Below are 26372 nucleotides of genomic sequence, written 5' to 3'. Positions count from 1 at the left end.
CCGCCATGGCGAGACCTTTCGGATTCACGTACGAACAGCGCGGCGACGGCAGCGTCGTCATCACCCACCGCGGCCGGTCGGCGGGCACCCTGCGCGGTCCGCGCGCCGAGAAGTTCCTGGCGGAGGTGGAGGCCGGTGACGCGCAGCTGGTGATGGCGCGCTGGACCGGCGCGTACAAGTTCGGGAACGAGCGAGCGGCCAGAAATCACCCCCGCAACCGGTGAGAACAGTAAGGGAACGGTAAAGCGCCCTCGCTCGTTACCCCTGGCATGACAGCTATGACCCCCGGCTCGAACATCCCTCTCTCCGCCGCTCGCGTGGCGGTGGACGTCGCCGCCCCGGTGCGGCTCGACGTTTCGGGCCTGCTGCTCACCGGCGACGGCAAGGTGCGCTCCGATGACGATTTCATCTTCTACAACCAGCCTGCGGGCCCCGGTGTGAGTCACCGCTCCGGCGGCGGTACCGCCCCGGACGCGATCATCGTGGACACGGCCGCCGTCCCGCCCGGCATCGAGAAGATCGTCGTGACGGCGAGCCCCGACGCCGCCGGCCAGACCTTCCAGGGCATCGAGCCGACCGCCACCATCCGCAACGCCGACGACGGCAGCGCGCTCGCCACCTTCACCCCGCCGCAGCTCGGCTCCGAGACCGCGCTCGTCATCGTGGAGATCTATCTGCGCAACGGCGCCTGGAAGGCCCGTGCGGTCGGCCAGGGGTACGCCAACGGACTGGCGGGCATCGCCACCGACTTCGGCGTCTCGGTCGACGAGGAGCCCGCGGCGGCCCCCGCACCCGCGGCTCCCGCGGCGCAGCCCGCCCCGGTCGCACCCGCCGCGCCCGACCCGCGGATCGCCCAGGCCCCTCCGGCCCCCGCCGCTCCCCCGGCGGCTCCCGCCCCCGGCGCCGGGAAGATCAACCTCGACAAGGGCCGCGTCAGTCTCCAGAAGAACCAGACGGTGTCCCTGGTCAAGGGCGGCCGTCCGCTGCTGTCCCAGGTCAAGATGGGCCTCGGCTGGGAGCCCGCCTACCGCGGCAAGGACATCGACCTCGACGCCTCCGTCATCGCGTACGGCCCCAACCGCAACCACCTGGACAGCTGCTACTTCGGCAAGCTGACCATCCTGAACGGCGCGATCAAGCACTCCGGCGACAATCTGACGGGCGAGGGCGCGGGCGACGACGAGGTGATCGTCGTGGACCTCGGCAGGCTCCCGGCGGACGCCACCGGCCTGGTCTTCACGGTGAACTCCTTCTCGGGCCAGAAGTTCACCGAGGTCGCCAAGGCCTACTGCCGGCTGATCGACGCGGCGTCGGGCGAGGAGCTGGTGCGCTTCGACCTCACCGGCGCGGAGCCGCAGACCGGCGTGATGATGGCGAAGCTGATCAAGCAGTTCTCCGGCGAGTGGGAGATGACCGCCATCGGGGACTTCGTGAAGTCCCGGACTGTGCGCGGCATGGTGAAGCCCGCCGCTCAGGCCCTGTAACCGCAGCCGCCGGGCCCTCCGTCGTTCGCATCGACGTCGGGCCCGGCGGCGGTGGGGCTCAGAGCTTGGCCAGCTTGGAGTAAGGGCTCGGAATTCTTCCCTTGCGACCGGAGAAATCGACGAGCACAGCAGCGTTGTCACCCTCGACTGCGATGACTCTGCCGAGGCCGAACTGGTCGTGCGAGACCCGGTCACCCACTTCGTACTGCTCGATCGGCGGGGCTGCCGGGGCCGTTCTGTTGAAGGGACTGGAGGGCAGATGGCGCCGGGATCCGGCTGACTTGGTCATTACCGTGAGTATGGCCCCTCGGGCCGCATCAGAACAACGCACTGTAGGCATTGAGCGCCGGCTGCCCGCCCAGATGGGCATAAAGCACGACAGCCCTGGACCCGATTTCTCCCCGTTCGACCAGGTCGATGAGTCCTGCCATCGATTTACCCTCGTACACCGGGTCCGTCACCATTCCTTCCGTACGGGCCGCGAGTCGCATGGCTGCCAGCGTCGCCTCGTCGGGGATGCCGTAGGTGCCCGCGTGATAGCGCTCGTCGAGTTCGATCTCCTCGTCGCGCAACTCCCGCTCCACCCCGATGAGTGAGGCGGTGTTCCGGGCGATACGGCCGATCTGTTCGCGGGTGCGGTCGGGGGCCGCCGAGGCGTCGATCCCGAGGACCCGGCGCGGACGCCCGCCCGCCTCTTCCAGCGCGGCGAATCCGGCGATCATGCCGGCCTGGGTGCTGCCGGTGACCGAGCAGACCACGATCGTGTCGAAGAAGACGTCCAGCTCCCTCTCCTGTTCGGCGACCTCGTACGCCCAGTTCGCGAAGCCGAGTCCGCCGAGCGGGTGGTCGGAGGCGCCTGCGGGGATGGCGTAGGGACGGCCGCCGGCCTCCTCGACCTCGCGGAGCGCCTGCTCGAAGCTCTCCTTGACGCCGATCCCGAACCCGGCGCGCACCAGACGGACGTCCGCGCCCGCGAGCCGGCTGATGAGGATGTTCCCGACCTTGTCGTAGACCGGGTCCGGCCACTCCACCCAGCTCTCCTGCACCAGCACACAGGCGAGACCGGTGCGGGCGGCGACGGCCGCGACCTGGCGGGTGTGGTTCGACTGGACGCCGCCGATCGACACGAGCGTGTCGCATCCCCGGGCGAGCGCGTCGGCGACGAGGTACTCCAGCTTGCGGGTCTTGTTGCCGCCGTGGGCGAGGGGTGAATTGCAGTCCTCGCGCTTGGCCCACAGCTCGGCTCCGCCGAGATGGCGGGTGAGCCGTTCGAGGCGGTGCACCGGGGAGGGGCCGAACAGCGGCGGATGGCGTTCGTACGACGAGATCGACATGCTGAGCTCCTTCGGGTCAGGGGACGTCGTCCTGTCCGCCGCCGGCCCGCTCTCCAGGGACAGGCGCGGTGTCGGCCTGTTCTCCAGGAACCGGAGCGCTTCCCGGGTCGTCGGCGAGGGCTTCGAGCGAGTGCCAGATCGTCGCGGTGATCCCGGCCGCCTCGTCCGCGTCCCCCGCGGCGCAGGCGTCGATCAGCCGCTCGTGCCGGGCCGCCGACTCCAGCGCGCCCGCCTCGGCGAACCGGCGCCACTCCAGCCGCCGCAGCAGCGGCGTGAAGCGGGCGATCGTCGCCGCGACCGCGCGGTTGCCGCAGGCCCGGACGAGTACGTCGTGCAGGTCGTCGTCGGCCCGCAGCGCCTCGCCGACCTCGCCGCTACGGGTGGCCCGTAGGAAGCGGTCGTTGGCCTCACGCATGGCCGAGACGTCGTCCGCCCCGAGCAGGGGTACTCCGGTCCGCGCGGCGAGTTCGTGCATCGCCCGCACCACCACGGCGGCCTCGCGCACGGCCCGCGGGTCGAGCCGGGTCACGCGCGTGTAGCTCTGCGGCTTGGTCTCGACGAGTCCTTCCTCGGCGAGCCGGGCGAGGGCGTCACGGACCGGTGCGCGGGACAGGCCGAGGCGGCCCGCCAGGTCGGCGTCGCGCACCGGCTCCCCCGGCGGCAGTTCGCCGCACACGATGGCGTCACGGATGGCCGCGTAGGCGGTGTCCCGCAGCAAGGTCCGCCCGACGGGCCGCAGTGCTCCCATGAACTGACATGTTAGATGTCAGTCGTATGGGAGCACAACGGCCCCGGCCTTCAGGGGGTCGGGACCCACGGCCAGTCGGCGCTGTGACCGCGCTCCAGCAGCGGCACCATCCGGAACGCCGCGTCGGTCAGTCCGCCGAAGGTGTGCCGGCCGGGACCGCCCGAGGGCGCGTGGCCCGCGCGGTACCCCGCCAGGTTCCAGGTGTAGACGGGCACCTGCGCCGGGACCTGCTCGGCCGGGTCGCCGTAGTGGCTGTACGCGGCCTGCTCGTCGGTGACGATCAGCACCCGGTCGTGGCCCTGGTAGTGCGCCCGTACGGCCCGTGTCGTGTCCGTGCCACCCAGGTCGCCGAAGCGGCCGAGCACCTTCAGCACCGACTCGCCCCGGCGGTACCTCACCCGGGAGCTGGTCGTGCCGAACTCCACCAGGTCGGCGTGGGCCGCCCGCATGGCCACGGCAGCGCCGAACACCGCTGCGGCGTCCGCCCGGTTCAGCTCGGAACGCTCCGACAGACGCGCCCACATGGAGCCGGAGCGGTCGACCAGCACGAGCGTCCGGCCCGGCAGCGACGGCACGTTCGCCAGCGAGTGGCCGAGCGCCTTCTCCAGCGCGTAGGACCAGCGCAGCGACGGGGCGTGCTGGTACGCCGCGAGGTAGCGGAAGGGGAACTGCCGTGACCGCGCGACCACTTCCGGGTCCGAGATCTCGGCGGCGACCCGCTCGGCGACCTCGTCGCGGACACCCGCCTCGTCGAAGTTGCGCAGATTCCGGATCAGCGCCATCGGTCCCATCGACGGAATGACGGCCTCCCAGGCCGCCGCGTCCATCGGACCCTGGAGCCAGCCCGCGAGCGCCTCCCACGTCATGCCCGCCTCGGCGAGGCGGGCGGCGCCGTCGGGCGCGGTGACGACCGCGCGCCGCTCGGCGACGGGGACGGCCATCAGCGCCCGGTGCGCGACGAGCGTGCGGTTCGAGGCGGGCGGCTCGGCGGTGTCCGGGTTGTGCCGGCGGTCGAGCGCGTAGCGGAACAGCTCGCCCTGCCACGGCTTCGCCGGATCGGGCGACGCGTGCACGAGGTTGAGGACGTCGCCGAAGCGGTAGCCCTTGCCGGCGGTGTCGTACTTCAGCAGGGCCTTGCCGTTCCACAGGCGGGCGACCGCGTCGGCGATGCCGCGCTTGACGGGCTTCGGCACGTTCCGGCCGTACCGCGAGGTCCAGTAGCCGAGCAGCTCGCCCGGCTCGTCGGGACGGCGCAGGACGGAGGCGACGACCTGACGGTTCGACGGGCCGGCGGTCGCGGACGCGTCGAGCCGCGCCTTGACGTACTCGGCGGCGCCGACGATCGAGGCGGTACGCAGATTGCCCTCGCCGCGCAGCCAGCCGAGCAGACCCGCGGTCCACTCCGGGTCCTCGACGGCGAGTGTGCGCACGAGCTGCGCGAAACGGCTGTCGCGGTCCTCGCCCGACTCGTAGAAGGTCTGCTGGGACACGAAGTTGGCCACGGCGAGCAGGAAGAGCTCGGAACGCGCGTCGCGCCCGACGCCCTTGCCGCCCTGATGCGTACGGAGCGTACGGCCGGTCGAGCGGACGGGCGAGGTGGCCCGCGCCTTCGCGCCGCGCACATTGAAACGTGCCATGTGAATTCCCCCGAATTCGACGGGGAAGGGCGGCACCGGGGAATGCGGAAAGCACACTCCGCGCCTTTTGACGACCCCCGCATGCCGGCCTCCCGAGATCAAAGGTGGCGGCGGCGTGATTTCGGATGAGGAAGTAGCCGCAGCCTGCGCACCGGGAGGTGCATGAAGCATGTGTCCAGAGGTCGAGGCCGGCGGAACCGACAAGGTGCTCTGCCGTCTGAGCTACATCGGCGGGAAAGCCGATGGCGGGACTCGAACCCGCGACCGCCCCATTAACAGTGGAAGTAGGTCCTGCCTTCGCACCTGGACAGGCATCACTCTAGAAGGCGGGCATACGGCCGCGCGAAGGGTTTTTCGCATGCCCTGCCGATGAGGGAAGGCATGCGGCGGGGCCGGTCACCGGGCCGCGCTCGAGATGGCGTAGACAGGGCACCGGTAGACGTCCCGACTCCGAAAGGCCGCTGAATTCCATGACTTTCCCCGCAACCGGCAGGCGCGTCCTCGTCAGCGGTGCCTCCCGGGGCCTCGGTCGCGCCGTCGCGCAGGCTTTCGCCACGAACGGTGACCGGGTCGCCGTGCACTACGGCTCACGCGAGCAGGAGGCGCGCCTCACGCTCGACTCCCTGCCCGGCACCGGGCATGTGCTGCTCGGCGGCGATCTGTCGGACCCGGAGGGCGCGCGGTCGGTCGCCGTACGGGCCGCGGAGGAGCTCGGCGGCATCGATGTGCTCGTCAACAACGCGGCCGTCAACGAGGCGCATCCGCTCCCCTCGACGCCCTACGAGCGCTGGACGGCCCTCTGGCAGCAGCATGTGTCCGTCAACCTCCTGGCGACGGCGAACCTGAGCCATCTGGCGGCCCGCGGCATGATCGAGGCGGGTACCGGCGGACGGATCGTCAACATCGGCTCGCGCGGGGCGTTCCGCGGCGAGCCGGACCATCCCGCGTACGGGGCGACCAAGGCGGCCGTCCACGCGCTCGGCCAGTCGCTCGCGGTGTCCCTCGCCCCCTATGGCATCGCCGTCGTGTCGGTGGCGCCCGGCTTCTTCGAGACCGAGCGGGTGGCGGGCCGGCTGAGCGGCGCGGAGGGCGAGGCGATCCGCGCGCAGAGTCCGTTCGGCCGGGTGGCGTCGGCCGAGGAGATCGCCGCGGCGGTGCTGTGGCTGGCGTCCCCGGCGGCGGAGTGGTCGTCGGGCGCGGTGCTCGACCTCAACGGGGCGTCGCATCTGCGGACCTGACACGGCGCGGACCCGGGCGCGGGCGGGTGGGGGCGGGTGCCAGCCGCGGCGCGGGCGGGCGGGCGTGCGGGTGCGCAGCCGCGGCACGGGCGGGCGTGCGGCCGGGGCGGGTGCCAGCCGCGGCGCGGACGGGTGCTCAGCCGCGGCGCGGGCAGCCGAGGCCAGTGCGCAACCGCGGCGCGGGCGTGCGGGCGGCGCGATGCGCAACCGCGGCACGAGCGGCCGGCGCGGGTGCCGCGTGCGAGTCCCAGCCGCTGCCGGTGCCCCACCGCTGCCGTGCGCGCCCCCGCCGCCTTCCCGGGTCCTCGCCCTCAGGCGCCCGGCTTGGAACGGGCCTTGAACGCCGCCTTGCGCGCGTCCTTGGCCACCTTCTTGTCCGGGTGCAGACGGCCCATCGCCTCCAGGACGTCCGCCGTCGCCGGGTGGTCCACCCGCCAGGCCGCGTCGAAGAAGCCGCTGTGCTGACCGGCGAGACCCTCCACCAGGCCCTGCAGCTCCTCCAGTTCGCCGTCCGCGTCGAGCTGCGCCGCGATCGTGTCGATGGCGAGCCAGAAGATCATCGACTCGGGCGGTGCGGGCACGTCGGAGGCGGCGCGCTCGGCCAGCCAGACCCGCGCCAGGCCGCCCAGTTCGGCGTCGTCGAGGACCGCGCGCACCTCGGACTCGGCCTGTGCGCCGACCAGGGTGAGCGCCTGCTGGCAGTGCAGCCGGCGCAGCGGCGCGCCCTTGTCGACGCCCCGGGCCGCGCCGAGCAGTTCGTGCGCGGCGACCGCGGGCTCGCGGCGGGCCAGCCACTGCTCGGTCTCCGCGCGGGCGGCCCGCTCGGGGTAGTGCGCGAGGCCGTCGAGCAGGACGTCGGCGCCCTTGTCCGCGAGGTCTCCCACGGCCGGCGCGTCGACACCGCCCTCCAGCATCCGCGTGCGGATGCCGTAGAGACCGAGGGGGGTCAGCTTGACCAGGCCGTACCGCGAGACGTCCGACTCGTCGACCGTGGACGGAGCCTCGGCGTCGTCCGGGACCTCGGCCATGAGCGCCTCGTCCACCGGCCGGTACTCGACCAGACCGACCGGCTCCAGCAGCCGGAACTGGTCGTCCAGCCGCATCATCGCCACCGAGACCTGCTCCAGCACGTCGTCGGTCGGCTCGCCCATGTCGTCCGGCACGATCATCGACGCGGCGAGCGCCGGCAGCGGCACGGGCTCCTCGCCCGCACCGCCATCGGTGACGGTCAGCAGATAGAGGTTGCCGAGCACCCCGTCGAGGAACTCGGCCTCCGCGTCCGGGTCCCAGTCCAGTGCCTCGTAGTCGATCTCGCCGTCGTCGCCGATCGCGTCGGCCAGGTCGTCCAGCAGCGGGGCGATCGCGTCGGCGTGCACGGCCTCCAGGGCGTCGAGCCAGATCGCGAGGATGTCCTGCGGTCCGCCGGAGGTGATCAGCGCCAGGTTCTCCCCGGCCGTGGCGGTGCCGTACTCGGCCTCGTCGTCCTCCGGGTCCTCGACGTCCACCAGACCGGTGTCGACGGCGGTACGCCAGGCCTCGCTCGCATACGCGGGCCCATCGTCCTCGGCGTCCAGGCCCAGTTCCGCAGCCGCCGCGGCCAGTTGCTCCTCGGCCAGCTCGCCGCCCGCACCCACCCGGGTGTCGGGCCCCGCCCAACGGGCGAGCTTCACGGCCCTGGTCAGCAGCGGGGTGGCCAGCGCGTCCCGCGCCAGCTCCGCTTCCGAGTGCAGCCGTACCGGCGGCAGGGTGGGGCGGTCTTCGGGCATCTGCTGTTTCTCCTCGGGGCGTACGGGTCCGGGCTGGGGTGACCGCCGCATGCCCGAAGAGGCAGGGGCGAGGGCCCGGGGCCGCCCCCAGCGTAGACGTATTTCACCGGGTTTCGCCGCGCTCCGGAACCGCGCACGGGACGGCCGGGGACCGCGGGAACGCTCCCATGAGGGCGTTCATCCGTCCGTCGGTAGCCGTACACCCGTCGACTCTTGACAAGTGGACTGCTCAGCAAAGAGATTGACGCGCGTAGAACAGAAGTGCAGCAACGAATCACCCCTCACCCTCGATTCCGGAGTTCCTCGATGCCTTCCTCAGTCGTACCGAGAACGGCCGCCGTCGCGGCCGTCGTCGCCTCCGCACTGGCCGCCGGTCTGCTGGCCGGATCCTCCGCCTCGGCAGCCGCCGGGGCCGAGACCCGGATCCATGACATTCAGGGCTCCACCCGGATATCCCCGCTCGTCGGGCAGCAGGTCACCGATGTCGCCGGCATCGTCACGGGCGTGCGGACCTACGGCTCGTCGCGCGGCTTCTGGTTCCAGGACCCGCAGGCCGACAAGAACCCCGCTACGAGCGAGGGCATCTTCGTCTTCACCGGCGCCACCCCGACCGTCAAGGCCGGCGACTCGGTGCTGGTCTCCGGCACCGTGGGCGAGTTCATCCCGGGCGGCACCTCCTCCGGCAACCAGTCGCTGACGCAGATCTCCCGGCCGACGATCACGGTCGTCTCCGCCGACAACCCGCTGCCGGCTCCGGTCACCATCTCCGGCCGTTCCGTGCCCACGGCGTACACCCCGGCCGGTGACACAGCCAACGGCGGCAGCATCAACGCCCTGCCGCTGAAGCCTCGCACCTACGCCCTGGACTACTACGAGTCCCTCGAGGGCACCAACGTCCGCGTCGGCACCTCCCGCGTCGTCGGTGCGACCGACGCGTTCGCCGAGCTGTGGGTGACGGTCAAGCCGTTCGAGAACCCCACCACGTCCGGCGGTGCCCGCTACGGCTCGTACACCTCGCAGAACACCGGCCGGCTCCAGATCCAGTCGCTGACGCCCACCGCCGAGCAGCCCTTCCCCAAGGCGAACGTCGGCGACGTGCTCGCCGGACGGACCGAAGGACCCCTGGACTTCAATCAGTTCGGCGGCTACACCCTGACCGCGCGCACGCTGGGCACGGTCGTGGACCGTGGTCTGGAGGCCGAGGAGACCCGCCCGCAGCGCCGGGGCGAGCTCGCCGTCGCCACGTACAACGTGGAGAACCTCGACCCGTCCGACCCGCAGGAGAAGTTCGACGCGCTGGCGAAGGCCGTCGTGGAGAACCTGTCCTCGCCCGACATTCTCGCCCTGGAGGAGATCCAGGACGACAACGGCGCGAAGAACGACGGCACGGTCGCCGCCGGCCAGACGGTCAAGAAGTTCACGGACGCGATCGCCGCGGCCGGCGGTCCGGCGTACGAGTGGCGCAGTGTGGACCCGGAGAACAACAAGGACGGCGGCGAGCCCGGCGGCAACATCCGTCAGGTCTTCCTCTTCAACCCCGAGCGGGTCTCGTTCACCGACCGCGCCGGCGGCGACGCCACCACCGCGACCGGAGTCGTCAAGGAGCGCGGACGGGCGGCGCTCACGTTGTCCCCCGGCCGCGTCGACCCCGCGAACGCCGCCTGGGAGGCCAGCCGCAAGCCGCTGGCCGGTGAGTTCACCTTCCGCGGCCGTACGGTCTTCGTGATCGCCAACCACTTCGGCTCGAAGGGCGGCGACGAGGCCCTCACCGCCCACCGGCAGCCGCCGAACCGTTCCTCCGAGGTCAAGCGGCTCCAGCAGGCGCAGGCCGTGAACACCTTCGTCAAGCAGATCCTGAAGGCCGACCGCCGCGCCGACGTCCTGGTGCTCGGCGACATCAACGACTTCGAGTTCTCGGCGACGACGAAGGCGCTCACCGACGGCGGCGCGCTCTACCCGGCGATCAAGTCCCTGCCCAGGCCGGAGCGTTACTCCTACGTCTACCAGGGCAACAGCCAGGTGCTCGACCAGATCCTGACCAGCCCCTCGATCGACGACTTCGAGTACGACAGCGTGCACATCAACGCGGAGTTCGCGGACCAGAACAGCGACCACGACCCGCAGGTGCTGCGCTTCCGACCGTGACGCCGTAGTCATGCGACCCCGTGGACCCGCGGTCCGCGGGTCCACGGGTCCACGGGTCCACGGGTCCCGTGAGAAACCGGCACCACTGCCGCTACGTGCCCGCGCCGAGACTCAGCGCGGGCACGTAGCGGTTCACGCCGCCGCCGGTCACGCCGGGGTAGGTGCGGACCTTCTCCCACGGCCCGGTGGGCGAGCCGATGCCGGCGCCCGGCGCGCCCAGTGCCTCGCGGTGCGCGTCGGCGCTCTCCCACTCGGCGTAGTTCAGCACCCGCGTACCGTCCGTACCGATGTGGAAGTGACCGGCGATCCCGCCGGGGTGCGGGTGCGGTTCGCTCTCCAGCGCGACGAAGACGGTGTCCACCCAGTCCCGCGCGCGTTCCGCGTCGGGGCCGTCGAACGCGACGTCCACGATCACCACGCAGCCCGGCACCCGCCGGTCGTCCCCGCCGAGCGAGGCGCTGCGGTAGAGCTCGTAGGAGTGCAGCCCGAGCCGCTCGATGCCGGGCACCGCCGCGTCGATCTCCGCGTTCCGGTCGTCCCGGAAGGTCCGGACGAACTCCTGGTAGGCGTCCTCGCCGGTCCACTGCGAGTAGTGCAGCAGTGTGCGCCCGTCCTCGCCCCGGTGGACGGTGTACGAGAGCAGTCCGGCGTCCGGCCAGTCCCTGTTCCGCCAGGCCGTGGCGATGGCGTCGACGGTGGCCCGTTGCCGCTCGGGGGTGCCGACGTCCCAGGTCGAGGCCTTGACGACGCCGACACTCGGGCGGGCGAGGTCGGGCCTGGCGTCGGGCTGCACGATCACGGTCATGGCGATGTCCCCTCGGCTCGGCGCACCCCTGCGGTGCGCCGCTGATCACCAGCCTGGAACATCAACCTTGGTCGAGGTCAACTGCCCGGCTCTTCCCGCGGGAACGCCCAGGCAGTGACGTCCAGTTCGGCCGAGGTACCGATGTCGAGGAAGAACGGCACGGTCTGCTCCTTCTCCCCGCGGACGGGCGCGACCACCAGGTACGCCCCCGGCCGGACGGCGTCGAACGAGGTCACCCTGTTGTTCCAGTTCAGGACCGACACGGCGCTCTTGCCGGGCGCCAGCGTGAGGGGCCGAGGTCCCTGGTCCCTGCTGGAGTCCGTATACGCGCCGTGCGTGACCTTCAGCTTCAGCGGGTCACGGTCCTTGTCGAGGGCGCCGATCTGCGGATAGCCCTCGACGCGGTACGGCTTCTTTCCGCAGTTCGTCAACCGGATCGTGGTGGCCCGCCGCCCCATCGCGGCGTCCACGACACCGGTGACGACGGCAACTCCCGTGTCGGGACAGGCGGTTGGCGTGGCCTCCGGGAGCTGCTCCCCGTCGTCCGGGGTGCGCGGCCCCGGCGCGATCGAGGGCGGACCGGTGTACGGAGCGGGCGTCCCGGTGAGCTTGTCGGCGTGCACCTTCCACCGCGAGTCGGGCGACGTGCTCGCACCGCTCCCGCCCACACCGCCCGACGCCTCCGCGCATCCTGCGAGGACGAGCGCGGCCACCGCCGTGAGCACCGCTGCCCGCACCGCACCGTTCCGTCGTGCCCTGCCTGTCCCGCCTGTCCCGCCTGCCATGCCGGGCCCCCTCCCCTGTGACATGTCCCTGGTGGCGATCATGCCAGACGTACATCGATCAACCGTTCAGCTTTGCTTGCCCCTCACCCCAAGAAGATCTAAGTAGACCTACATGGTCTCGCAGGCCGAGACTGCTGGGATGACCACACCGCACCCCTTCGGCCGGGCGCTCTGCGCGATGATCACTCCGTTCACCGACGCCGGCGGACCGGATCTGGACGCCGCCGCACGTCATGCCGCCCACCTGGTGGCCGAGGGCTGCGACGGGCTGGTGCTCAGCGGGACCACCGGCGAGTCCCCCACCACGACGGACGCCGAGAAGACGGCACTGGTCCGGGCGGTGCGCGCGGCGGTGGGCGACGGGGTGCCGGTCGTGGCGGGCACCGGCACGGCGGACACCCGGCACACGGTGGAACAGGCGCGGGCCGCCGAAGCGGCGGGCGCCGACGGGGTCCTGGTGGTGACCCCGTACTACAGCCGCCCGCCGCAGGCGGCCCTGGAGGCGCACTTCCGCCGGGTCGCGGACGCCGTCGGCGTCCCGGTGATGCTCTACGACATCCCGGGCCGCACGGGCACCCGGATCGAGGTCGAGACGATGCTGCGGCTCGCGGACCATCCGCGGATCGTGGCGGTGAAGGACTGCGCGTACGACCTGCTGGGTTCCACCAAGGTGATCGCGCGGACCTCGCTCGCGTACTACTCCGGGTGCGAGGAGCTGAATCTGCCGCTGTACGCCGTCGGCGGGGCGGGCTTCGTCAGCACGGTCGCCAACATCGTCCCGGGGCCGCTGCGCGAGGTGCTCGACGCCTTCGACCGGGGTGACACCGCCTGGGCCGCCCGTCTGAACCAACTCCTGCTGCCGCTCACGGAGTTGATGATGGCCTCCGGACTGCCGGGCACGGTGACGGCGAAGGCGCTGCTGGACGCGGGCCCGGTCCGGGAACCGCTGCAGCCCGCCGGCCGCGAGGCGACCGACGGGCTGCGCAGGGCGTACGGCGAACTGCTCGCCGCCCTCGGAGATGCGTGAGGCCCCAAGCCCTTGAGCTCTTGAGCTCCTGAGCTCCTGAGCTCCTGAGCTCCTGACAGGGGACCCTAGTTGTGGCTGTGCAGGACCTCGTTGAGGCCGCCCCAGACCGCGTTGTTCGGCCGGGCCTCGACGGCGCCGGTGACCGAGTTGCGGCGGAAGAGGATGTTGGAGGCGCCGGAGAGTTCACGGGCCTTGACGATCTGGCCGTCGGGCATGGTGATCCGGGTACCCGCCGTGACGTACAGACCGGCCTCGACGACGCACTCGTCGCCGAGCGCGATGCCCACACCGGCCTCGGCGCCGACGAGGCAGCGCTCGCCGACGGAGATGATGACATTGCCGCCGCCCGAGAGCGTGCCCATCGTGGAGGCGCCGCCGCCGATGTCGGAGCCGTTGCCCACGACGACACCCGCGGAGATCCGGCCCTCGACCATGGAGGTGCCCAGCGTGCCGGCGTTGAAGTTGACGAAGCCCTCGTGCATCACCGTGGTGCCCTCGGCGAGGTGCGCACCGAGGCGGACCCGGTCGGCGTCGGCGATACGGACGCCCTTCGGGGCGACGTAGTCCGTCATCCGCGGGAACTTGTCGACGCTGGTCACCTGGAGATGCAGTCCTTCGGCACGGGCGTTGAGCCGTACCGTCTCCAGCGCGTCGACGGCGACCGGACCGAGCGAGGTCCAGGCGACGTTGGCGAGCAGGCCGAAGAGTCCGTCCAGGCTCTGGCCGTGCGGCTTGACCAGCCGGTGGCTCAGCAGGTGGAGGCGGAGGTAGGCGTCGTGCGCGTCGAGCGGCTTCTCGTCGAGCGAAGAGATGACCGTGCGGACGGCGACGACCTCGACACCGCGGCGGGCGTCGGGTCCGACGGCCTTCGCGGCTCCTTCGCCGAGCAGTTCGGCGGCCCGCTCGGCGGTGAGCCGCTCGGTGCCGGCGGGACCCGGCTCTGCGGTGAGCGCGGGGGCGGGGAACCAGGTGTCGAGGACGGTGCCGTCGGCCGCGATGGTGGCGAGCCCGGCGGCGACGGCGCCGGTGGTGCGAGGAGCAGTGGTGTCGGTCATGGGGAAAACCTAACCGGCGCGGCGCCCGCCGGGCGAACCGGTCTCACGTCCCGGTCGCGAGCACCGCGAGCCCCGCGGCTCCGGCGAGCACCGCGCACGCCGGCCACAGCAGACCGGGTGCGGCGGAGTAGAGCAGACCGCCGATCGGCGGGGCCAGCACCTGCCCGCTGATGGAGGCGCCGGCGTACAGACTCTGGAACCTGCCCTGCGCGTGGGCGGGGGCCTCGTCGGCCACATAGGCGGTGGCGGTGGTCTTGTAAAGGATCTCCCCGGCGGTCAGCGACAGCATCATGGTGATCGCGAAGAGGAGTCCCGCGCCGGGTATCAGGAAGGCGTAGCCGAGCCCGACGAGCAGCAGTCCGGTGCCGATGACGGGGAGCGGGGCACGTCTGCGCAGGGCGTGGGCGACGGGGAGTTCGAGGCACAGAATGACGCCGCCGTTGACGGCGAGGAGCCAGCCGTAGACCTGGGTGTCCAGTCCGTGGTCGGCCAGCGAGAGCGGCAGCGTCGAGTACTGCTGCCGGTAGACGAGATCGACGCAGCCGATCGCGAGGAGCAGCACCAGCACGGCGGGCCGCGCGCGCAGTTCGCGCAGGACGCCGGGGGCGTCGGGGTCGCGTACGGGCTTGGCGTGCACGGCCGCCCGGGCCGGGAGTACGCGCGAGGCGTAGCCGGCGAAGGCGAGCGTCCCGAGGCCGTCGGCGACGAAGAGCCAGTCGTAGGAGACGGTGGTGGCGAGCAGTGCGCCGAGCGGCGGCCCGAGGGTGAAGCCGGCGTTGCCCGCGAAGCGCATCACGGCGAAGCCCTGGCGGCGCGAGCCCTCAGGGACGGAGACGGCGACGAGTGCGGCGCTCGCGGCCCGGACGACGCCGGTGGCGTACTCGGCGAGCGGCAGGGCGGCACAGAGCACGGGGATCGGGAGCACCGGCAGGGCGACGAGCACCACGCCGGCGACCGTCGCGCCGGCGAGGAGGGCCCGGCGATGACCGTGCCGGTCGCCGAACCATCCACCGGTGAAGTTGCCGGCGACGAGCCCGGCGCCCCCGATACCGCTGACGAGGCCCGCCTCGGCGACGGTGAGACCGCGAGGGCCGGTCAGATAGAGGAAGAGATAGACGAAGGTGAAGCTGACGGCGGAGTTGAAGAACGCCCCGAAGGCGAGCATCCGCACGGTCCGTGGCACGTTCCGCAGCATGGTCACATCGCCCCCCGAGTGAGTCTCTATCGGGAACTGACTATCTCAACGGGCGGGAGCAAGGTCAACGGGCTTTGTCCGTGGCGGTGTTCGGAGGTGGTCCGGAAGGCGTTCGGACGACGGCTGTTCAGCCGATGTTCAGCCGATGACGCGGGCCAGCACGTCGCGCGCGTAGTCCGCGTCGTACGGCGCGTCGGTGAGGAGCACCTGGAGACAGACACCGTCCATCAGCGCCATCAGGGCGCGGGCCGTGACGGGATCGGTCCTGCGGGCCAGGATCCCGGCGACCGAGTCGGTCCACTCCGCGGCCACCGGCCGAAGCGCGGGCCTGCGCAGGGCTGCCAGATAGAGCTCGTACTCCAGCTCCACCCCGGTGCGCTCCCCCGAGAGCCACTCCCCCATCAGCCGGGCGAGTTCGGTGGCGAGATCGGCGTCCGGGTCGGCGAGTGCGCGGCTGTCGCGCACCGCCGCTCCGAAGCCCTCGTTGGCCTGCCGCAGCGCGGCGACCAGCAGCTCGTCCAGCGAGGCGAAGTGGTACGTCGTCGAGCCGAGCGGCACATCGGCCTCGGCCGCCACCGTTCGATGGCTGAGCCCGGCGATCCCGCGGCGCCCGACCACCCGGATCGCGGCGTCGATGATGCGCTGGCGGCGCTCGGGGTCGTAACGGCGAGGCATCAGTGCGCCCCGCCCAGATTCAGCACCACCACTCCGGCGATCACCAGCAGGATGCCGCCGATCTTCACCAGGCTGGTCGACTCCCCCAGGAAGATCATGCCGATGGCGGCCACCGCCGCGGTGCCGATGCCCGCCCAGATCGCGTAGGCGGTGCCCACGGACATGGTCTTGAGGGTCTGGGCGAGCAGAGAGAAGGCGATCACATAGCCGAGGACGGTCAGCACCGAGGGCCACAGCTTGGTGAAGCCGTCGCTGTACTTCATGGCCGTGGTGCCGGCCACCTCCGCGACGATGGCCGCGGCGAGCAGTCCGTATCCCATGCGTACAAGCGTACACAACGTTGCGTACGACCGTACACAACGCGCGCTGCACACACGACGAAGCGGCCGTGCCCACCGGATGGCCCGGCGGTCACGGCCGCTTGTGTCGTACGGGAAGACGGATCAGACGTTGAACCCCAGCGCGCGCAGCTGCTCGCGCCCGTCGTCCGTGATCTTGTCCGGGCCCCACGGCGGCATCCAGACCCAGTTGATCTTCAGCTCGTTGACGAGACCGTCCGTCGCCGACTTCGCCTGGTCCTCGATCACATCGGTCAGCGGGCAGGCCGCCGACGTCAGCGTCATGTCCAGCGTCGCGATGTTGGAGTCGTCGATGTGGATGCCGTAGATCAGACCGAGGTTGACCACGTCGATGCCCAGCTCGGGGTCGACGACGTCGTACAGCGCCTCGCGGACTTCTTCCTCGGAGGCCGGCTTCAGCGCCGCCCCTGCGTTCTCCGTCATGCCGTCTTCCTCTCGGGGCTCTCACCCAGCGCCTGTGCGGTCGCGTCCTTCCAAGCCATCCAGCTCAGCAGTGCGCACTTCACCCGGGCCGGGTACTTGGAGACACCGGCGAACGCGACCGCGTCCTCCAGCACCTCCTCCATCGCGTCGTCGGGCTCGATCTGGCCCTTGGACTGCATCAGCTCCAGGAAGGTCGCCTGGATCTTCTGCGCGTCCGCGAGGTCCTTGCCGACCAGCAGGTCGTTGAGCACGGAGGCACTGGCCTGGCTGATGGAACAGCCCTGGCCCTCGTAGCTCACGTCCTCGATGCGGTCGCCGTCGTACTTCACGCGCAGCGTGATCTCGTCACCGCACGTCGGGTTGACGTGGTGCACCTCGGCGTCGCCGTCCCGCAGACCACGCCCGTGCGGGTGCTTGTAGTGGTCCAGGATGACTTCCTGGTACATCGAATCCAGCTTCACGCGTCAATCCCTCATCCGAAGAAGTTACGGACGTGCTCCAGCCCGTCGACGAGTGCGTCGACCTCGGCGGGCGTGGAGTACAGATAGAACGACGCTCGCGTGGTCGCAGGAATTCCGTACCGCAGGCAGACCGGGCGGGCGCAGTGGTGGCCGACACGGACGGCGATGCCCAGCTCGTCCAGGACCTGGCCGACGTCGTGCGGGTGGATGTCACCGAGCGTGAAGGAGATCGCGGCACCGCGGTCCTCGGCCGTCACCGGGCCGATGATCCGCAGACCGGGCACCTCCTGGAGCCGCTTCACCGCGTACTCGGTGATCGCGTGCTCGTGGGCGGCGACGTTCTCCATGCCGATGGCGTTCAGGTAGTCCACCGCCGCGCCGAGGCCGACGGCCTGGGCGATCGGAGGCGTACCGGCCTCGAACTTGTGCGGCGCGGGAGCGTACGTCGAGGAGTGCATCGACACCGTCTCGATCATCTCGCCGCCGCCGAGGAACGGCGGCAGGTCCTCGAGCAGCTCCTGCCGGCCCCACAGCACGCCGATACCGGTCGGGCCGCACATCTTGTGGCCGGTGAAGGCCACGAAGTCCGCGCCCAGCGCCTGGACGTCGACCGGCATGTGCGGCACGGCCTGCGAGGCGTCGATCAGCACCAGCGCGCCGACCTCCTGCGCACGGCGGACGATCGCGTCGACCGGGTTGACCGTGCCCATGATGTTGGAGACCAGCACGAAGGAGACGATCTTCGTCTTCTCGTTGATGAGCTCGTCGATGTTGGACAGGTCGAGACGGCCGTCGTCGGTGAGGCCGAACCACTTCAGCTTCGCGCCGGTGCGCTGCGAGAGCAGCTGCCACGGAACGATGTTGGAGTGGTGCTCCATCTCCGTGATGACGATCTCGGTCTCGTGGTCGACGCGGTAGGGCTCGTCGGCCCAGCCGAGCATGTTGGCCACGAGGTTGAGCGACTCCGAGGCGTTCTTGGTGAAGATCACCTCGTCGCGGCTCGGAGCGTTGATGAAGGACGCGACCTTGTCACGCGCGCCCTCGTACAGCGCCGTGGCCTCCTCGGCGAGGACGTGCACACCGCGGTGGACGTTGGCGTTGTGACGCTCGTAGTACTCGGTGACGGCGTCCAGCACCTGGCGCGGCGTCTGCGAGGTCGCCGCGTTGTCCAGGTACACGAGCTTCTTGTCGTCGTGGAGCACCCGGTCGAGGATCGCGAAGTCCTTGCGGATCGCCTCGGTGTCGAGGAGGCCCGGCAGCTGTGTCACGCGGATACGCCACCCTTCGTGTACGCCTCGTAGCCCTCGGACTCGAGCTTGTCGGCGAGCTCGGCACCGCCGGACTCGGCGATGCGCCCGTTCGCGAAGACGTGGACGAAGTCGGGCTTGATGTAACGCAGGATGCGCGTGTAGTGGGTGATCAGCAGGGTGCCGACCTCACCGGTCTCGCGGACGCGGTTGACGCCCTCGGAGACGGTGCGCAGCGCGTCGACGTCCAGACCGGAGTCCGTCTCGTCGAGGATCGCGATCTTCGGCTTGAGGAGCTCCAGCTGAAGGATCTCGTGGCGCTTCTTCTCACCGCCGGAGAAGCCCTCGTTGACGTTGCGCTCGGCGAACGCCGGGTCCATGTGCAGCTGCTCCATGGCGGTCTTGACCTCCTTCACCCAGGTACGAAGCTTGGGAGCCTCGCCGCGGATCGCGGTGGCGGAGGTGCGCAGGAAGTTGGAGACCGAGACGCCGGGGACCTCGACCGGGTACTGCATGGCGAGGAACATGCCGGCGCGGGCGCGCTCGTCGACAGACATCTCCAGGACGTCTTCGCCGTCCAGGGTCACGGTGCCACCGGTGATCGTGTACTTGGGGTGGCCCGCGATGGAGTAGGCGAGGGTCGACTTGCCGGAGCCGTTGGGGCCCATGATGGCGTGCGTCTCGCCCTGCTTCACGGTCAGGTCGACGCCCTTGAGGATCTCCCGGGGGCCGTTCTCGGCCTCGACGGAAACGTGCAGGTCGCGGATTTCAAGCGTTGCCATGGGTGACTCAGGACTCCTGGGTGACGGAGACGAGCACATCGTCCCCTTCGATCTTGACGGGGTATACGGGGACGGGGCGCGTCGCGGGCAGTCCGGACGGCTTGCCGGTGCGGAGGTCGAAGCTCGAGCCGTGCAGCCAGCACTCGATCTGACAGTCCTCCACCTCGCCCTCGGACAGGGAGACGTTCGCGTGCGAGCAGATGTCGTTGATCGCGAACACCTCGCCCTCGGTGTGGACGAGTGAGACGGGCGTGCCGTCGAGTTCCACCCTCTTGGGGGTGTCCTCCTCCAGCTCGCTCAGCGCACAGGCCTTGACGAAGGACATCAGACCGATGCCTCCAGCTCCGCGTCGATCTTGGCGAGCAGCCGCTCCTCGACGTCCGGGAGACCGATCTGCTGGACCAGCTCGGCGAAGAAGCCGCGGACCACCAGTCGGCGGGCCTCCTCGGCGGGGATGCCGCGGGCCTGGAGGTAGAAGAGCTGCTCGTCGTCGAAGCGGCCGGTGGCGGAGGCGTGGCCGGCTCCGACGATCTCGCCGGTCTCGATCTCCAGGTTCGGCACCGAGTCGACCCGCGCGCCGTCCGTGAGGACGAGGTTGCGGTTCATCTCGTAGGTGTCGGTGCCCTCGGCCGCGGCCTGGATGAGCACGTCACCGATCCACACCGCGTGTGCGTCGTCGCCCTGGAGCGCGCCCTTGTACACGGCGTTGGACTTGCAGTGCGGGGTGTTGTGGTCGACCAGGAGACGGTGCTCCTGGTGCTGGCCCTTGTCGGTGAAGTACAGGCCGAAGAGCTCGGCCTCGCCACCGGTGCCCGCGTAGGAGACCCGCGGGTGGAGCCGGACGACGTCGCCGCCGAAGGTGACCACGACGGACTTGAACGAGGCGTCGCGGCCGACCAGCGCATTGTGCTGGGCGACGTGGACGGCCTTGTCGTCCCAGTCCTGCACGGAGACGACGGTGAGCTTGGCGCCGTCGCCCACCACGAAGTCGACGTTGGCCGCGATGACCGCGTCACCGGTGTGGTCGATGACCACGACGGCCTCGGCGAACGCGCCGAGCTCGACGACCTGGTGGGCGAAGGTGGTGCCGCCCTCGCCGCGCACGGCGATCCGGACGGGCTCGGTGAGCACCGTGTCCTTGGGGACCGTGACGACCGAGGCCTTCTCGAAGGAGGAGTACGCCTGGGCGGCGACCCGGTCCACCGGGGTGCCGGCCCTGCCGAGCCGCGCGTCGTCACGGCCGACGGTCTCGACGACGACGCCGTCGGGCGCGTCGATCTCGACGGTGACGGCACCGCCCGTCGCGACGGCGGTGCCGTCGTGCAGACCGGCCAGCCGCTCCAGTGGAGTGAAGCGCCACTCCTCCTCACGACCGTGCGGGACCGGGAAGTCCGCCACGTCGAACGAGGGGGGCGCACTCATACGAGTGGCGACGGTGGACTCGGCGGCCACCGCGATCGAACCGGCGGTGGTGGATCCCACCGGAATGTTCTGAGCCTCAGCCATGGCTGTCGGGGTGCTCTCTCTCTGCCTCTGCGTAAGAAATCAGTCGCTGCGGGAAGGGCGGGCCGGGACTAACCGACCGAGCCCTCCATCTGCAGCTCGATCAGCCGGTTGAGCTCCAGGGCGTACTCCATGGGGAGCTCCTTGGCGATCGGCTCGACGAAGCCGCGCACGATCATCGCCATCGCCTCGAACTCCGTCATGCCACGGCTCATCAGGTAGAAGAGCTGGTCCTCGGAGACCTTGGAGACGGTCGCCTCGTGGCCCATGGACACGTCGTCCTCGCGGACGTCCACGTAGGGGTAGGTGTCCGAGCGGGAGATCGTGTCGACCAGCAGCGCGTCACAGAGCACGTTGGACTTCGCGCCCGGCGCGCCCTCGCCGATCTCGATCAGACCGCGGTAGGAGGTACGGCCGCCGCCTCGCGCCACCGACTTGGAGACGATGTTGGAGGAGGTGTTCGGAGCCATGTGGACCATCTTGGCGCCGGCGTCCTGGTGCTGGCCCTCGCCCGCGAAGGCGATGGACAGGGTCTCGCCCTTGGCGTGCTCGCCCATCAGGTAGACCGCCGGGTACTTCATGGTCACCTTGGAGCCGATGTTGCCGTCGACCCACTCCATGGTCGCGCCCTCGTAGGCCACGGCCCGCTTGGTGACCAGGTTGTAGACGTTGTTCGACCAGTTCTGGATCGTCGTGTAGCGGCAGCGGCCGCCCTTCTTGACGATGATCTCGACCACGGCGCTGTGCAGCGAGTCCGAGGAGTAGATCGGAGCGGTGCAGCCCTCGACGTAGTGGACGTAGGCGTCCTCGTCGACGATGATCAGCGTCCGCTCGAACTGGCCCATGTTCTCCGTGTTGATACGGAAGTAGGCCTGGAGCGGGATGTCGACGTGGACACCCTTGGGCACGTAGATGAACGAGCCGCCGGACCAGACGGCGGAGTTCAGCGACGCGAACTTGTTGTCGCCGACCGGGATGACCGTGCCGAAGTACTCCTGGAAGAGCTCGGGGTGCTCCTTCAGCGCGGTGTCCGTGTCGAGGAAGATGACGCCCTGCTCCTCCAGGTCCTCACGGATCTGGTGGTAGACGACCTCGGACTCGTACTGGGCCGCGACACCGGCGACGAGGCGCTGCTTCTCCGCCTCCGGGATGCCGAGCTTGTCGTACGTGTTCTTGATGTCCTCGGGCAGCTCTTCCCAGGACGCCGCCTGCTTCTCCGTGGAGCGCACGAAGTACTTGATGTTGTCGAAGTCGATACCCGACAGGTCGGAGCCCCAGCTCGGCATCGGCTTCTTGTCGAACAGGCGCAGACCCTTGAGCCGCAGCTTCAGCATCCACTCCGGCTCGTTCTTCTTCTCCGAGATGTCGCGGACGACCGCCTCGGAGAGGCCGCGCTTGGCCGCGGCGCCTGCCGCGTCGGAGTCGGCCCAGCCGAATTCGTACGTACCCAGGCCCTCGAGTTCGGGGTGGGCAGTCTCCGTGGGGAGAGTCATGCGGGGTTCCTCCCGGCCGTGCTTGCAGATGCTGACGATGGTGTGGTCTTGGGAATGAACGTCGTGCACACTCCGTCGCCGTGGGCGATGGTGGCCAGACGCTGCACATGTGTGCCGAGCAGGCGGGAGAAGAACTCCGTTTCCGCCTCGCACAGCTGCGGGTACCGCTCGGCGGCGTGGGCGACCGGGCAGTGGTGCTGGCAGAGCTGCTCCCCTGCCTGGGCATTGGGGGCGCTGCGCGCCGCAGCAGCGTACCCGTCGGCGCTCAGGGCCTTGGCCAGCGCTTCCGTGCGCCGGTCGGGCTCGACCGCCTCGATGGCCTTGCGATAGGTCTCCGCCTGGGCCTCGATACGGTCCCGGGCGAAAGCGGCGACGGCCGCCTCTCCCGCCGCTCCGCCGCCCGCGGACCGTTCGATCCAGCGGAGGGCGTCCACGGCCAGTGCGTCGTACGACTGGTCGAAGGCGTCCCGGCCGCAGTCGGTGAGGGCGAACACCTTGGCGGGCCTGCCGCGGGTGCGCGCGCCGTAGATGCGCTGTTCCCGGGGCTCGACGACATTGTCGGCGACGAGCGTGTCGAGGTGACGGCGTACGGCTGCCTGGGTGAGTCCGAGGCGTGAGGCGAGGTCGGCCACGGTGGACGGGCCGTGGTCCAGCACGGACCGCGCGACCCTGTTGCGCGTCGAGTGATCCGAGCGCACACCGGTCGCGAGTTCCTCCTGCGGAGCCTCGCCGACGTTTTTCACAACACCATTGTTGCGTAATTCCTCCGGAGGTGACAACCGCCGTCCGGCCGTCGGACCGGTGCACTGCGTCACTAAGGGTTACCTAACGAAATCACCCGACCGGGAGCGTCGAAACCCGCTCTGAGCTGCTCGTTCTCCGGGATTCGGCGCCTCGGAAAGCGATGGTCGACCGTGATCGTATTCGACGAAAGTTACGCCGGAATTGGTCAGGAAACGCAGACGCAGGGTGCCGGGCCCGGCGTTGCCGGCCTCGATCCGGTACGTCTTGTGACCCGCTCCCCGAACCACCACATGGCCCGCCTAGACTTCCCCGCATGCGAAGCGAGTCCGTCGTCCAGATCCGGGGCCTGGTCAAGCGGTACGGATCCAGGACGGCCGTGGACGGCCTCGATCTCGAGGTCCCCCAGGGCTTGGTGACCGCTGTCCTCGGCCCCAACGGTGCCGGCAAGACCACCACCATCGAGACGTGCGAGGGTTACCGCCGCCCCGACGGCGGCACGGTCCGGGTCCTCGGGCTCGACCCGGTCGCCGACGCCGCGGACCTGCGCCCCCGGATCGGCGTGATGCTCCAGTCGGGCGGGGTCTACTCCGGCGCACGCGCCGAGGAGATGCTGCGCCACATGGCGAAGCTGCACGCCCACCCGCTCGACGTGGACGCCCTGATCGAACGGCTCGGCCTCGGCAGCTGCGGCCGTACGTCCTACCGGCGCCTCTCGGGCGGACAGCAGCAGCGTCTCGCGCTGGCGATGGCCGTCGTCGGCCGCCCCGAGCTGCTCTTCCTCGACGAGCCGACCGCGGGCCTGGACCCGCAGGCCCGGCGCTCCACCTGGGACCTGGTGCGCGAACTGCGCGCCGACGGCGTCTCCACCGTGCTGACCACCCATTTCATGGACGAGGCCGAAGCCCTCGCCGACGATGTCGCCATCGTCGACGCGGGCCGGATCATCGCCCAGGGCAGCCCCGAACAGCTGTGCCGGGGCGGGGCCGAGAACACCCTGCGCTTCACCGGCCGGCCCGGCCTCGACGTCGGCTCGCTGCTCAAGGCGCTGCCCGACGGCACCGAGGCGGTCGAGCTGACGCCCGGCGCGTACCGGATAACCGGCCAGGTCGACCCGCAGCTGCTGGCGACCGTCACGTCCTGGTGCGCCCAGCACGGGGTGATGCCGGACGGCATCTCCGTCGAGCGCCACACCCTCGAGGACGTCTTCCTGGAACTGACCGGCAAGGAGCTGCGCCGATGAGCGCCGGTACATACGCACCGCGGCCGGGTGCCGCGCCGATGGCCCGGATGATCGGGGCGCAGGCCGTGTTCGAGACGAAGATGCTGCTGCGCAACGGCGAACAGCTGCTGCTCACCGTCGTCATCCCCTCACTCGTGCTGGTGCTGTTCTCGACCGTCGGCATCATCGACACCGGCACGGGTGAGCCCGTCGACTTCCTCGCCCCCGGTGTACTCGCCCTCGCCGTGATGTCCACCGCCTTCACCGGCCAGGCCATCGCCACCGGCTTCGAGCGGCGCTACGGAGTGCTCAAGCGGCTCGGCGCCTCGCCGCTGCCCCGCTGGGGCCTGCTGAGCGCCAAGACGCTCTCCGTCCTCGCCACCGAGGTGCTCCAGATCGCCCTGCTGACGGTGATCGCCTTCACACTCGGCTGGTCCCCGCAGGGAGATCCTCTCTCCGTCCTGCTGCTGCTCGTCCTCGGCACCGTCGCCTTCTCCGGCCTCGGTCTGCTGATGGCCGGAACCCTGCGGGCCGAGGCGACCCTCGCCGCCGCGAATCTGGTCTTCCTGCTGCTGCTGGTGGGCGGCGGGGTGATCGTGCCGCTGGACCGGTTCCCCGACGGCGTCGAGTCGGTGCTCGCCCTGCTGCCGATCTCGGCTCTCTCCGACGGGCTGCGCGATGTGCTCCAGCACGGCGCGTCGCTGCCGTGGGGCGACCTGGGCATCCTCGCCGGCTGGTCGGTGCTCGGGCTCGGCGCGGCGGCCCGCTGGTTCCAGTGGGAGTGACGCGCCGCCGCTTTCCACCGGGCCGGAAGTGACGCACCCGCTTTCCTCTGTGCCGGGAGTGACCGGCGTCTTCCGTAGGTACTGACCCACGCGCCAGTATGGCTGCGAAGATCAGCGCGTGGGAGGCCTCGATGGAACGGACTGCCGCACTCCGACTCGACGCGGAGTGGACGAAGGTCAGATCCGGCAGAGCCGGGGTGTCGCCGGACGAACGTGAGCGGATGCTGATCGAGCTGATCGCCGCCCTCACCCCGCACGCCGCACACGATCTCCCGCTCACCGCCCGGCTGAGTCTGCGCTACGGAGATCTGGCCCGGCACCACTTCGACACCGGCCGCCGGGCGGACGCGCTGATCGCCGTGCACGAGGCCGTACGGACGTGTGCCGAGCCGGCCGTGCACGACCCGGAGCACGCCCGCTGGTACGCCAGGGCGCTGATCAGCCAGGCCGTCTATCTCGCCGAACCCCTCAGCGACGAACTGGGGCTGCCGCGCTACGCCTTCCAGCAGGTGGGCGACCGGCCTCCGGCCGAGGCCCGCGCGGACGGCATCGCCGCTCTCGCGGCCGTCCACCGCGCGATCAAGGTCTGGGAGAGCCTCGATCCGTCGGACCCGCAGAACCGGGAGGGCCTGGCCCAAGCCCATGCCTTCCTCGGCGACCGGCTGGAGGAGCTCGGCGATCCGGTGGAGGCCGCGGCCTGGGCCGTGCGGGCGGAGCGGGAGTACCACGAGCTGTGGTCGGGTGCACAGGTGCGGGAGAGTCTGCAGGCGGCCACGCTGGAGCATCTGGGGGACCAGCTGGAGCGGCGGTTGCGGCGCTGTCCGTTCAAGGGCGGCCTGACGCGGCTGCGGTCCGAGGACCTGCTGCCCGGCCGGCTGCTCCCGCTGGCGGTGGTGGCGGCCCGTATCGAGGGAGCCGAACCGGACACCATCGCCGAGGGGCTGGACCTGGACCCCGCCGAGGTACGCCGGATGCTGCGGGCCCGTTCGTGGCGAGCGGTGTGGCGGTTCGACGTCCGCGGCGCGGAGGGCGGGCCCTGGGTCCCGATGGAGTACCCGTGGCGCGGCATGGACGCGGTGACCGACCGCAGCGCGGCGGCCGTGGGCCAGGAGCTGACCGATGCGTTCCTGCACTCCCCCGCGCGTCCGGGCCCGTCGGCATCGTGGCGGCTCGCCGTGTGGTGGGAGGAAGAGGACCACCTCGACGGATCGCGCTTCCGCCGGACGTACGGCCCGGAACCGGACCGGGAGCCGGCCCCGGGGGCGGGATCGCGGGGCGCCCCGGACCTGGAGGCGGCCCGGCCCGAGGCGGGCGCCGGACCTCCTGCGGACGCGCCCTGACAGCCCCGGACCCGCTGCGGGCGTCCTGACACCCGACGCCCCCGCGACCCGGCGCGCCTGTCGTGCGGCGCACGCGAACCGCCAGCCCTCTCCGCACCTTTACGCCCGTATCCGGCCGTTCC

27 protein-coding genes and 1 tRNA gene are annotated in these 26372 nt (G+C 70.8%); 8 read left to right on the top strand and 20 right to left on the bottom strand.

Going from position 1 to position 26372, the window contains the following annotated elements; genetic code table 11:
• Nucleotides 1–5: 5 nt before the first annotated feature.
• Both RPQ07_RS28430 and RPQ07_RS28425 read left to right on the top strand, forming a co-directional pair.
• Nucleotides 6–224, top strand: a complete 219-nt coding sequence (locus tag RPQ07_RS28430; protein ID WP_313947055.1) for a hypothetical protein — start codon at nt 6–8, stop codon at nt 222–224.
• Nucleotides 225–269: 45 nt separating this feature from the next.
• Nucleotides 270–1484, top strand: coding sequence for a TerD family protein (locus RPQ07_RS28425; protein WP_313947054.1), 1215 nt, complete (start codon nt 270–272; stop codon nt 1482–1484).
• Nucleotides 1485–1542: 58 nt separating this feature from the next.
• Here RPQ07_RS28425 and RPQ07_RS28420 read toward each other — a convergent pair whose 3' ends face one another.
• From RPQ07_RS28420 to RPQ07_RS28400, 5 genes are all read right to left on the bottom strand, one after another.
• Nucleotides 1543–1773 carry a hypothetical protein gene (locus tag RPQ07_RS28420; protein WP_313947053.1) on the bottom strand — a complete coding sequence of 77 codons (231 nt, stop codon included), beginning with the start codon at nt 1771–1773 and terminating at the stop codon, nt 1543–1545.
• Between the two features lie 28 nt (nt 1774–1801).
• A complete protein-coding gene (locus RPQ07_RS28415) occupies nt 1802–2818 on the bottom strand; it encodes a 1-aminocyclopropane-1-carboxylate deaminase (protein ID WP_313947052.1) in 1017 nt (338 codons plus the stop codon).
• Nucleotides 2819–2834: 16 nt separating this feature from the next.
• Complete coding sequence (locus RPQ07_RS28410) at nt 2835–3566, bottom strand: GntR family transcriptional regulator (protein WP_313947051.1); 732 nt, start codon at nt 3564–3566, stop codon at nt 2835–2837.
• A 50-nt stretch (nt 3567–3616) separates the two neighbouring features.
• Complete coding sequence (locus RPQ07_RS28405; RefSeq protein ID WP_313947050.1) at nt 3617–5203, bottom strand: TROVE domain-containing protein; 1587 nt, start codon at nt 5201–5203, stop codon at nt 3617–3619.
• A 237-nt stretch (nt 5204–5440) separates the two neighbouring features.
• Nucleotides 5441–5516 (bottom strand) — tRNA-Asn (locus tag RPQ07_RS28400).
• Nucleotides 5517–5673: 157 nt separating this feature from the next.
• Here RPQ07_RS28400 and RPQ07_RS28395 point away from each other — a divergent pair.
• The gene (locus RPQ07_RS28395; protein ID WP_313947049.1) at nt 5674–6441 is read left to right on the top strand and encodes an SDR family oxidoreductase; all 768 of its coding nucleotides are present in this window, start codon (nt 5674–5676) and stop codon (nt 6439–6441) included.
• 311 nt (nt 6442–6752) lie between these two features.
• On the opposite strand, the gene RPQ07_RS28390 is transcribed toward RPQ07_RS28395, so the two are convergent.
• Nucleotides 6753–8207, bottom strand: a complete 1455-nt coding sequence (locus RPQ07_RS28390; protein WP_313947048.1) for a hypothetical protein — start codon at nt 8205–8207, stop codon at nt 6753–6755.
• A gap of 306 nt (nt 8208–8513) precedes the next feature.
• On the opposite strand from RPQ07_RS28390, the gene RPQ07_RS28385 reads away from it, so the two are divergent.
• Entirely contained in the window at nt 8514–10352 is a 1839-nt protein-coding gene (locus RPQ07_RS28385; protein WP_313947047.1) for an endonuclease/exonuclease/phosphatase family protein, read from the top strand.
• A 91-nt stretch (nt 10353–10443) separates the two neighbouring features.
• On the opposite strand, the gene RPQ07_RS28380 is transcribed toward RPQ07_RS28385, so the two are convergent.
• Entirely contained in the window at nt 10444–11157 is a 714-nt protein-coding gene (locus tag RPQ07_RS28380; protein ID WP_313947046.1) for an antibiotic biosynthesis monooxygenase, read from the bottom strand.
• 77 nt (nt 11158–11234) lie between these two features.
• Entirely contained in the window at nt 11235–11942 is a 708-nt protein-coding gene (locus RPQ07_RS28375; RefSeq protein ID WP_313947045.1) for a DUF4232 domain-containing protein, read from the bottom strand.
• Nucleotides 11943–12081: 139 nt separating this feature from the next.
• Here RPQ07_RS28375 and dapA point away from each other — a divergent pair, with 139 nt between their 5' ends.
• Nucleotides 12082–12969 carry a 4-hydroxy-tetrahydrodipicolinate synthase gene (gene dapA, locus RPQ07_RS28370; protein ID WP_313947044.1) on the top strand — a complete coding sequence of 296 codons (888 nt, stop codon included), beginning with the start codon at nt 12082–12084 and terminating at the stop codon, nt 12967–12969.
• 65 nt (nt 12970–13034) lie between these two features.
• Here the strand turns inward: dapA and dapD are convergent, their stop codons facing one another.
• The 12 genes from dapD to RPQ07_RS28310 form a co-directional block, all read right to left on the bottom strand.
• The gene (gene dapD, locus RPQ07_RS28365; protein WP_313947043.1) at nt 13035–14024 is read right to left on the bottom strand and encodes a 2,3,4,5-tetrahydropyridine-2,6-dicarboxylate N-succinyltransferase; all 990 of its coding nucleotides are present in this window, start codon (nt 14022–14024) and stop codon (nt 13035–13037) included.
• A 43-nt stretch (nt 14025–14067) separates the two neighbouring features.
• Complete coding sequence (locus RPQ07_RS28360) at nt 14068–15225, bottom strand: MFS transporter (RefSeq protein WP_313947042.1); 1158 nt, start codon at nt 15223–15225, stop codon at nt 14068–14070.
• Between the two features lie 132 nt (nt 15226–15357).
• Nucleotides 15358–15894, bottom strand: coding sequence for a TetR/AcrR family transcriptional regulator (locus tag RPQ07_RS28355; RefSeq protein WP_313947041.1), 537 nt, complete (start codon nt 15892–15894; stop codon nt 15358–15360).
• Nucleotides 15894–16214 carry a multidrug efflux SMR transporter gene (locus RPQ07_RS28350; protein WP_313947040.1) on the bottom strand — a complete coding sequence of 107 codons (321 nt, stop codon included), beginning with the start codon at nt 16212–16214 and terminating at the stop codon, nt 15894–15896. Before RPQ07_RS28350 ends, RPQ07_RS28355 begins: the two co-directional genes overlap by 1 nt.
• Nucleotides 16215–16337: 123 nt before the next feature.
• A complete protein-coding gene (locus RPQ07_RS28345; protein WP_313947039.1) occupies nt 16338–16676 on the bottom strand; it encodes a metal-sulfur cluster assembly factor in 339 nt (112 codons plus the stop codon).
• A complete protein-coding gene (gene sufU / locus RPQ07_RS28340) occupies nt 16673–17137 on the bottom strand; it encodes a Fe-S cluster assembly sulfur transfer protein SufU (protein ID WP_313947038.1) in 465 nt (154 codons plus the stop codon). The genes RPQ07_RS28345 and sufU overlap by 4 nt, the downstream gene beginning before the upstream one ends.
• An 11-nt stretch (nt 17138–17148) precedes the next feature.
• Nucleotides 17149–18405 carry a cysteine desulfurase gene (locus RPQ07_RS28335; protein ID WP_313947037.1) on the bottom strand — a complete coding sequence of 419 codons (1257 nt, stop codon included), beginning with the start codon at nt 18403–18405 and terminating at the stop codon, nt 17149–17151.
• Complete coding sequence (sufC, locus tag RPQ07_RS28330) at nt 18402–19166, bottom strand: Fe-S cluster assembly ATPase SufC (RefSeq protein WP_313947036.1); 765 nt, start codon at nt 19164–19166, stop codon at nt 18402–18404. The genes RPQ07_RS28335 and sufC overlap by 4 nt, the downstream gene beginning before the upstream one ends.
• Before the next feature lie 7 nt (nt 19167–19173).
• On the bottom strand, nt 19174–19491 hold the full coding sequence (locus RPQ07_RS28325) for a bifunctional 3-phenylpropionate/cinnamic acid dioxygenase ferredoxin subunit (protein ID WP_313947035.1): 318 nt from the start codon (nt 19489–19491) through the stop codon (nt 19174–19176).
• Nucleotides 19491–20672: a Fe-S cluster assembly protein SufD gene (gene sufD, locus RPQ07_RS28320; protein WP_313947034.1), complete on the bottom strand. Its 1182-nt coding sequence runs from the start codon at nt 20670–20672 to the stop codon at nt 19491–19493. Before sufD ends, RPQ07_RS28325 begins: the two co-directional genes overlap by 1 nt.
• Before the next feature lie 68 nt (nt 20673–20740).
• A complete protein-coding gene (gene sufB / locus RPQ07_RS28315) occupies nt 20741–22162 on the bottom strand; it encodes a Fe-S cluster assembly protein SufB (RefSeq protein ID WP_313947033.1) in 1422 nt (473 codons plus the stop codon).
• Nucleotides 22159–22905 (bottom strand): helix-turn-helix transcriptional regulator, encoded by a 747-nt coding sequence (locus RPQ07_RS28310; protein WP_313947032.1) that lies wholly within the window; start codon nt 22903–22905, stop codon nt 22159–22161. Before RPQ07_RS28310 ends, sufB begins: the two co-directional genes overlap by 4 nt.
• Nucleotides 22906–23219: 314 nt before the next feature.
• Between RPQ07_RS28310 and RPQ07_RS28305 the strand changes: the two genes are divergently transcribed.
• From RPQ07_RS28305 to RPQ07_RS28295, 3 genes are all read left to right on the top strand, one after another.
• Complete coding sequence (locus tag RPQ07_RS28305; protein WP_313947031.1) at nt 23220–24146, top strand: ABC transporter ATP-binding protein; 927 nt, start codon at nt 23220–23222, stop codon at nt 24144–24146.
• On the top strand, nt 24143–24910 hold the full coding sequence (locus RPQ07_RS28300; RefSeq protein ID WP_313947030.1) for an ABC transporter permease: 768 nt from the start codon (nt 24143–24145) through the stop codon (nt 24908–24910). Before RPQ07_RS28305 ends, RPQ07_RS28300 begins: the two co-directional genes overlap by 4 nt.
• Before the next feature lie 98 nt (nt 24911–25008).
• The gene (locus RPQ07_RS28295) at nt 25009–26250 is read left to right on the top strand and encodes a hypothetical protein (RefSeq protein WP_313947029.1); all 1242 of its coding nucleotides are present in this window, start codon (nt 25009–25011) and stop codon (nt 26248–26250) included.
• Nucleotides 26251–26372: the final 122 nt, after the last annotated feature.

Origin of the sequence: Streptomyces sp. AM8-1-1 (genome assembly GCF_032229325.1) — a bacterium.
Lineage (GTDB): Bacteria > Actinomycetota > Actinomycetes > Streptomycetales > Streptomycetaceae > Streptomyces > Streptomyces achmelvichensis.
The sequence above is the reverse complement of the archived record's forward strand: the minus strand, read 5'-3'. Positions and strand labels throughout refer to the sequence as shown.